Source organism: Candidatus Methylomirabilota bacterium (genome assembly GCA_035764725.1).
Taxonomy (GTDB): domain Bacteria; phylum Methylomirabilota; class Methylomirabilia; order Rokubacteriales; family CSP1-6; genus DASRWT01.
Window position 1 is genome coordinate 1 of the sequence record DASTYT010000018.1, and the last position, 5,556, is coordinate 5,556.

Sequence of the window (5,556 nt, forward strand, 5' to 3'; positions counted from 1 at the left end):
GCCGATCCCCGGGCCCTCCGCGGTGATCGCTGCGCTCTCCGCCGCCGGCGTGCCCGCCGATCGGTTTCTCTTCGAGGGCTTCCTGCCCAACAAGCCGGGGCGACGGCTCAATCGCCTGCGGACCTTGCGCGAGCTCGAGACGACGCTGGTCTTCTACGAATCCCCCCACCGCATCCTCGCCACGCTGGGCGCCGTCGCCGAGGTGTTCGGCGAGGCGCCCCTGGTGGTGGCGCGCGAGCTGACCAAGCAGTTCGAGGAGATCGTGGAGGGGACGGCCGCCATGCTGGCCGAGCGCTTCGCCAAGGGAACGGCGCGCGGCGAGTTCACGGTGGTGATCCCGCACACGAAGGCGCGAAGCGAGAAGGAGCCGGGCGAGGCGGAGGTGGAGAGTGAATAGGCGAACCTTGCTGACCCGGGCCGCCGCCGTGGCGCTCGCGCCGTGGCTCGGTCGCTCCTGTGCGCCGTCGCCGGGATCGGGCCGCGCGCCGAGCGGCGCGCTTCGACGCGTGCGGCCGTCCGATCCGGAATGGCCGAGCGCGGCCCGCTGGGCCCTGCTCGATCGCGAGGTCGACGGTCGGCTCATCAAGGTCCAGTCGCCCCTTCTGGCGTGCGTGGAGAACGCCGACAGCGCCCCATGTGTCGAGCTGGGGAAGCAGCTCACCAATACCTACTACCTCGGCGACGAGGTCGGGCTGACCCAGTCCCTCGGCTGGGTGGACGCCTGGACGTCGCAGCCGAGCGTGTACGCCGTCGCCGCGCAGACGACCGCGGACGTGGTGGCCGCGGTCAACTTCGCGCGCGCGCATCGCCTGCGGCTCGTGGTGAAGGGGGGCGGCCACAGCTATCTCGGTACGTCCTCTTCGCCGGACTCGCTCCTCGTCTGGACGCGGCGCATGAATGCCGTCACGGTGCACGACGCCTTCATTCCGTCCGGCTGCGCGGGGCGGATGGCGCCGCAGCCCGCCGTCACCGTCGGGGCCGGCGCGATCTGGATGTCCGTCTACAACGAGGTGACCACGCGGGCTGGTCGCTACGTCCAGGGCGGGGGATGCGTGACCGTCGGCGTGGCCGGTCTCATCCAGAGCGGAGGATTCGGGAGCTTCTCGAAGCGCTATGGCCTGGCCGCGGCGGGTCTCCTCGAGGCCGAGGTCGTCACCGCCGACGGCCTGGCGCGGACCGCCAATCCCTGCACCCATCCGGACCTCTTCTGGGGCTCAAGGGCGGCGGCGGGGGAAGCCTCGGCGTCGTGACGCGGCTCACCCTGCGAACGCGGGAGCTGCCGGCGCGCTTCGGCGCGGCGGTCCTCACGGTCAAGGCGGCGTCGGACAGCGCGTCCCGTCGCCTGATCGGCGAGATCGTCGGTTTCTACGCCGAGCGATTGTTCAATCCCCACTGGGGTGAGCAGCTCGTATTTCGCCGCGACGGTGCCGTCGAGGTGCGGATGGTGTTCCAGGGGCTCGATCAGCAGGAGGCGGAGCGCGTGTGGCAGCCGTTCCTCGACCGCGTGACCGCCTCGGGCGGGGAGCTGAGCCTGGAGGGGCGTCCCTTCGTCGCCGCCGTGCCGGCGCGGCGCTTCTGGGATCCCGCGTTCCTCCGGAGCGTGCGCGGCCTCGTGGTGGCGGACAGCCGGCCCGGCGCGCCCGAGGGCAATGTGCTGTGGGCGGGCGACGCGGGGCAGGCGGCGCAGGTGATTCACGGCTATCAGTCGGCGTGGCTGCCTGACGGGCTGCTCCAGCCAGCGCGCCGGGAGGCGCTCGCGGATGCGTTGTACGCGGCCACGCGGCACTGGGGCGTCGCGCTCCACGTCAACAAAGGGCTCGCCGGCGCGCCCGCGGACGACGTGGCCGCCGCGCGCGACACCGCGACCAATCCCGCGGTGCTGGACGCCTTCGCGCTGGCGATCAGCGCGGCCGCGGGCCCGCCCTGGCATCCGGGTCTGCGCGGCCACGAGCCCGACGTGGCCGCCGCGCGCACCCGCGCCGCCGCCATCGAGCGCGCCATGCGGGAGATCCGCCGGGTGGCGCCCGCCGCGGGCTCCTATGTCTCCGAGAGCAATTTCTTCGAAGAGGGCTGGCGCGACGCCTACTGGGGCGCCAACTACCCACGCCTCCTCGCCGTCAAGGACCGGTATGATCCCGAGGGCCTCTTCTTCGTCCACCACGGGGTGGGGAGCGAGCGCTGGAGCGCCGACGGCTTCACGCGGCTCGCGTGACGGTGGGCGCCGCGGTCGTATCGGGCTAAGTCCGCGTCCGCAAACGCATTGGCGGCGCGGCCGCGCCATCCCGTATACTAGAGCGCCATGCGTATTCCTCGCGCCCTGACCATCGCCGGGTCGGATTCCGGCGGTGGGGCGGGCATCCAGGCCGACCTCAAGACCTTCTCGGCATTTCGGGTGTTCGGCACCTCGGTGATCACCGCGGTGACGGCCCAGAACTCCCTCGGCGTGCAGGGGGTGGAAAATCTCCCGCCCACCTTCGTGGCCCAGCAGCTCCACTCGGTGCTGGACGACTTCGGCGCCGACGCGGCGAAGTGCGGCATGCTCTCGACCGCGCCCATCATCGAGGCCATCGCGGACGTGCTGCGCGAGACGCCCATCGCGAACCTGGTGGTGGATCCGGTGATGGTGGCGAAGTCGGGCGACCCGCTGCTGCGCGCGGACGCGCGCCAGGCCCTCATCACGCGCATCCTGCCGCTGGCGCTGGTCGTGACGCCGAACCTGCCCGAGGCGGAAGCGCTCACCGGCGTGCCCGTCACGGACCGCGCGGGCATGGAGGACGCGGCGCGGCGCATCGCGGGGCTCGGCCCGCGCCACGTGCTCGTCAAGGGCGGCCATCTCAAGGGGGACGCGGTGGATCTCCTCTGGGACGGGCGCTCGTTCCAGACCTTCGCGTCGCCGCGCGTGGACTCGCCGAACACCCACGGCACCGGCTGCACGCTGTCCGCCGGGATCGCGGCCGGGCTCGCGCTCGGCTACTCCCTCACCGACGCCGTCACCCGCGCCAAGGCCTACGTGACCCGCGCCATCCGCGAAGGGTTCCAGGCCGGCCGCGGCGTCGGGCAGCTCCGACACTTCCTCGCCGAGTGGTGATGGCCAAGACCGACGACGAAGGCAAGATGTCGTTCCTGGAGCACCTGGGGGAGCTCCGCACCCGCATCATCTGGAGCCTCATCCCCACCGCGATCGGCATCCTCGTCGCGTTCCACTTCTCCGACCGGGTGCTCCTCTACCTCCGGCGGCCCCTGGACAAGGTCGACGTCAAACTCGTCGCACTGACGCCCACCGAGGCGTTCTGGACCAGCATGAAGATCTCCATGGTCATGGCGATCTTCATGGCCACGCCGGTGATCCTCTGGCAGGTATGGGCCTTCGTGGCGCCGGGACTGCACAAGCACGAGCGGCGCTTCGCCGGGCCCTTCGTCATCTTCGGCTCGCTCCTCTTCCTCGCCGGCGGCGCCTTCGCGCTCCTCGTCGTGATTCCCTTCGCCCTGCAGTTCCTTTTGAACTTCGGCAAGGAGCAGGGCATTCAGCCGATGATCTCGGTGTCGAGCCACGTGGACTTCATCATCAAGTTCACGCTGGCCTTCGGCGCGGTGTTCGAGCTGCCGCTCATCCTCACCATGCTGTCGAAGATGGGGATCGTCACCCCGCAGTTCCTTTCGAAGAACCGGAAGTACGCAATCCTCATCAACTTCATCATTGCCGCCATCCTCACGCCGACCCCCGACATCTTCAATCAGACGCTGATGGCGGGGCCGCTGTGTCTCCTCTACGAGATCGGTATCATCTCGGCCCGCATCTTCGGCAAGCGCTCGCCCAAGGCGGCCCCCCAGGTGGCGGCGGACGCTCCGCCGAGCGAATCGGCCTCGTGAGTCCCCTCGAGTTCACGTCGCTGGATTTGCCCGAGCTCGTGCTCGCGGGGGTGCGCGACGCCGGCTTCGTCACTGCCACCGCCATCCAGGAGGCGGCGCTGCCGCTGGCGCTCAAGGGCAAGGACGTGGCGGGTCAGTCCCAGACGGGCACCGGCAAGACGGCCGCCTTCCTCATCGCCGCGTTCACCCGCTGCCTGCGCGATACGGCGCCGCCCAAGGGCGGGGCCACCGCGCCGCGCGTGCTCATTATCGCGCCCACGCGCGAGCTGGTAGTGCAGATCGAGGCGGACGCGCGCCTCCTCGGCAGCCACACCGGGCTCAGGATCCTCGCCGTCTACGGCGGCATCGACTACAACAAGCAGCGCGACGCCCTGCGCGACGGCTGCGACGTGCTCGTGGGGACGCCGGGCCGCCTCATCGACTATCTCAAGCAGCACATCTGGTCGCCGGCCAAGGTCGAGGTGCTCGTCATCGACGAGGCCGACCGGATGTTCGACATGGGCTTCATCGCCGACCTCCGCTTCATCCTGCGGCGGCTCCCCAAGCCCGAGCGGCGGCAGTCTTTCCTCTTCTCGGCCACGCTGTCGTTCCGGGTCATGGAGCTGACCTGGGAGTTCATGAACAACCCCACCCAGATCACCATCACGCCCCAGCAGAAGACGGCGGAGAAGGCCGAGCAGCTCCTCTACCACGTGGGCCGCGAGGAGAAGTTCAACTTGCTCCTGGGCCTCCTGCGCCGCGAAGGGGGGAGCCGCATCCTCATCTTCGCCAACACGCGCGAGGAGGCCCGGCGGCTGGAGGATCGCCTCGGCCGAAACGGGTGGGTGGCCCGTGCCCTCACCGGCGACGTGGACCAGAAGAAGCGGCTCAAGATCCTCGCCGACTTCAAGGAGGGCGAGCTGCCCATCCTGGTCGCCACCGACGTGGCCTCGCGCGGCCTGCACATCGAGGGCGTCAGCCACGTGGTGAACTGGGACCTGCCGCAGGACTCCGAGGACTACGTCCATCGGATCGGCCGCACCGCGCGCGCGGGCGCGGCGGGCAAGGCGCTCAGCCTGGTGGACGAGGCGGGGGCGCTGGCGCTCGAGCCCATCGAGAAATTCATCGGCCAGAAGATCCCCGTGGAGTGGGCGGAGGACGATCTCTACCTCCCCGAGATCAAGCCCACCAGCGAGGAGCGGCGCCGCTACGCCGAGGAGAAGCGCGCCCGCATGGCCGCGCGCGGCGGCCGGCCCGGCGATCGTCGCGGCGGCGGGGGCGGCCGGCCCGGTGGGCGCCCGGGCGGCGGACGCCACGGAGGCCCGCGCGGCCGCTGATCCCCGCCGCGCGCCGCCGCTCGATGACCCGCGCGGTGGATCTGACGCTGCCTGCGCCCGAGCGGCGCTGGGCCGCGGCCCTCGCCGGCTCGTGGAGCGATCTTCTCTATAGCCCCGGGCCCGGCTTCGCGAGCCCGCTGGAGCCCGGACTCTTTCGCGCCAGCTTCCTGATCGTGCCGGTCGGCGCGGTGGCCGTCCGCATCACCTCCATGGTCGTCCCCGCCTTCGGCGGCGACCTCTGCCGCCTGCGCCTCGAGCCCGTGCCCACGCTGCCCCACGAGAGCTTCGGCTCCTTCTTCGACCCCACCCGGCGCGGCCGCATCTGGAGCATGGGCGGCGATCGCCAGACCCCGGGCGCCTATGCGCCCGA

The 5,556-nt window shown here is 71.1% G+C and carries 7 protein-coding genes; all 7 read left to right on the forward strand.

All coding sequences use genetic code 11. The features are described from left to right. Positions 1 to 397, forward strand: a 397-nt coding sequence (locus VFX14_02370) for an SAM-dependent methyltransferase (protein ID HEU5188513.1), incomplete at its 5' end; no start/stop codon positions are given. Continuing rightward, positions 390 to 1,250 carry an FAD-dependent oxidoreductase gene (locus VFX14_02375; protein ID HEU5188514.1) on the forward strand — a complete coding sequence of 287 codons (861 nt, stop codon included), beginning with the start codon at positions 390 to 392 and terminating at the stop codon, positions 1,248 to 1,250. The genes VFX14_02370 and VFX14_02375, both read left to right, overlap by 8 nt. Further along, positions 1,247 to 2,212, forward strand: a complete 966-nt coding sequence (locus VFX14_02380; GenBank protein ID HEU5188515.1) for a BBE domain-containing protein — start codon at positions 1,247 to 1,249, stop codon at positions 2,210 to 2,212. Before VFX14_02375 ends, VFX14_02380 begins: the two co-directional genes overlap by 4 nt. Positions 2,213 to 2,299: 87 nt before the next feature. After that, positions 2,300 to 3,088, forward strand: coding sequence for a bifunctional hydroxymethylpyrimidine kinase/phosphomethylpyrimidine kinase (gene thiD, locus VFX14_02385; GenBank protein HEU5188516.1), 789 nt, complete (start codon positions 2,300 to 2,302; stop codon positions 3,086 to 3,088). Then, a complete protein-coding gene (gene tatC, locus VFX14_02390) occupies positions 3,088 to 3,870 on the forward strand; it encodes a twin-arginine translocase subunit TatC (protein ID HEU5188517.1) in 783 nt (260 codons plus the stop codon). The genes thiD and tatC overlap by 1 nt, the downstream gene beginning before the upstream one ends. After that, positions 3,867 to 5,186 carry a DEAD/DEAH box helicase gene (locus VFX14_02395; GenBank protein ID HEU5188518.1) on the forward strand — a complete coding sequence of 440 codons (1,320 nt, stop codon included), beginning with the start codon at positions 3,867 to 3,869 and terminating at the stop codon, positions 5,184 to 5,186. Before tatC ends, VFX14_02395 begins: the two co-directional genes overlap by 4 nt. A gap of 35 nt (positions 5,187 to 5,221) precedes the next feature. Beyond that, positions 5,222 to 5,556 (forward strand): hypothetical protein (locus VFX14_02400; GenBank protein ID HEU5188519.1); only part of this gene is annotated, 335 nt, incomplete at its 3' end.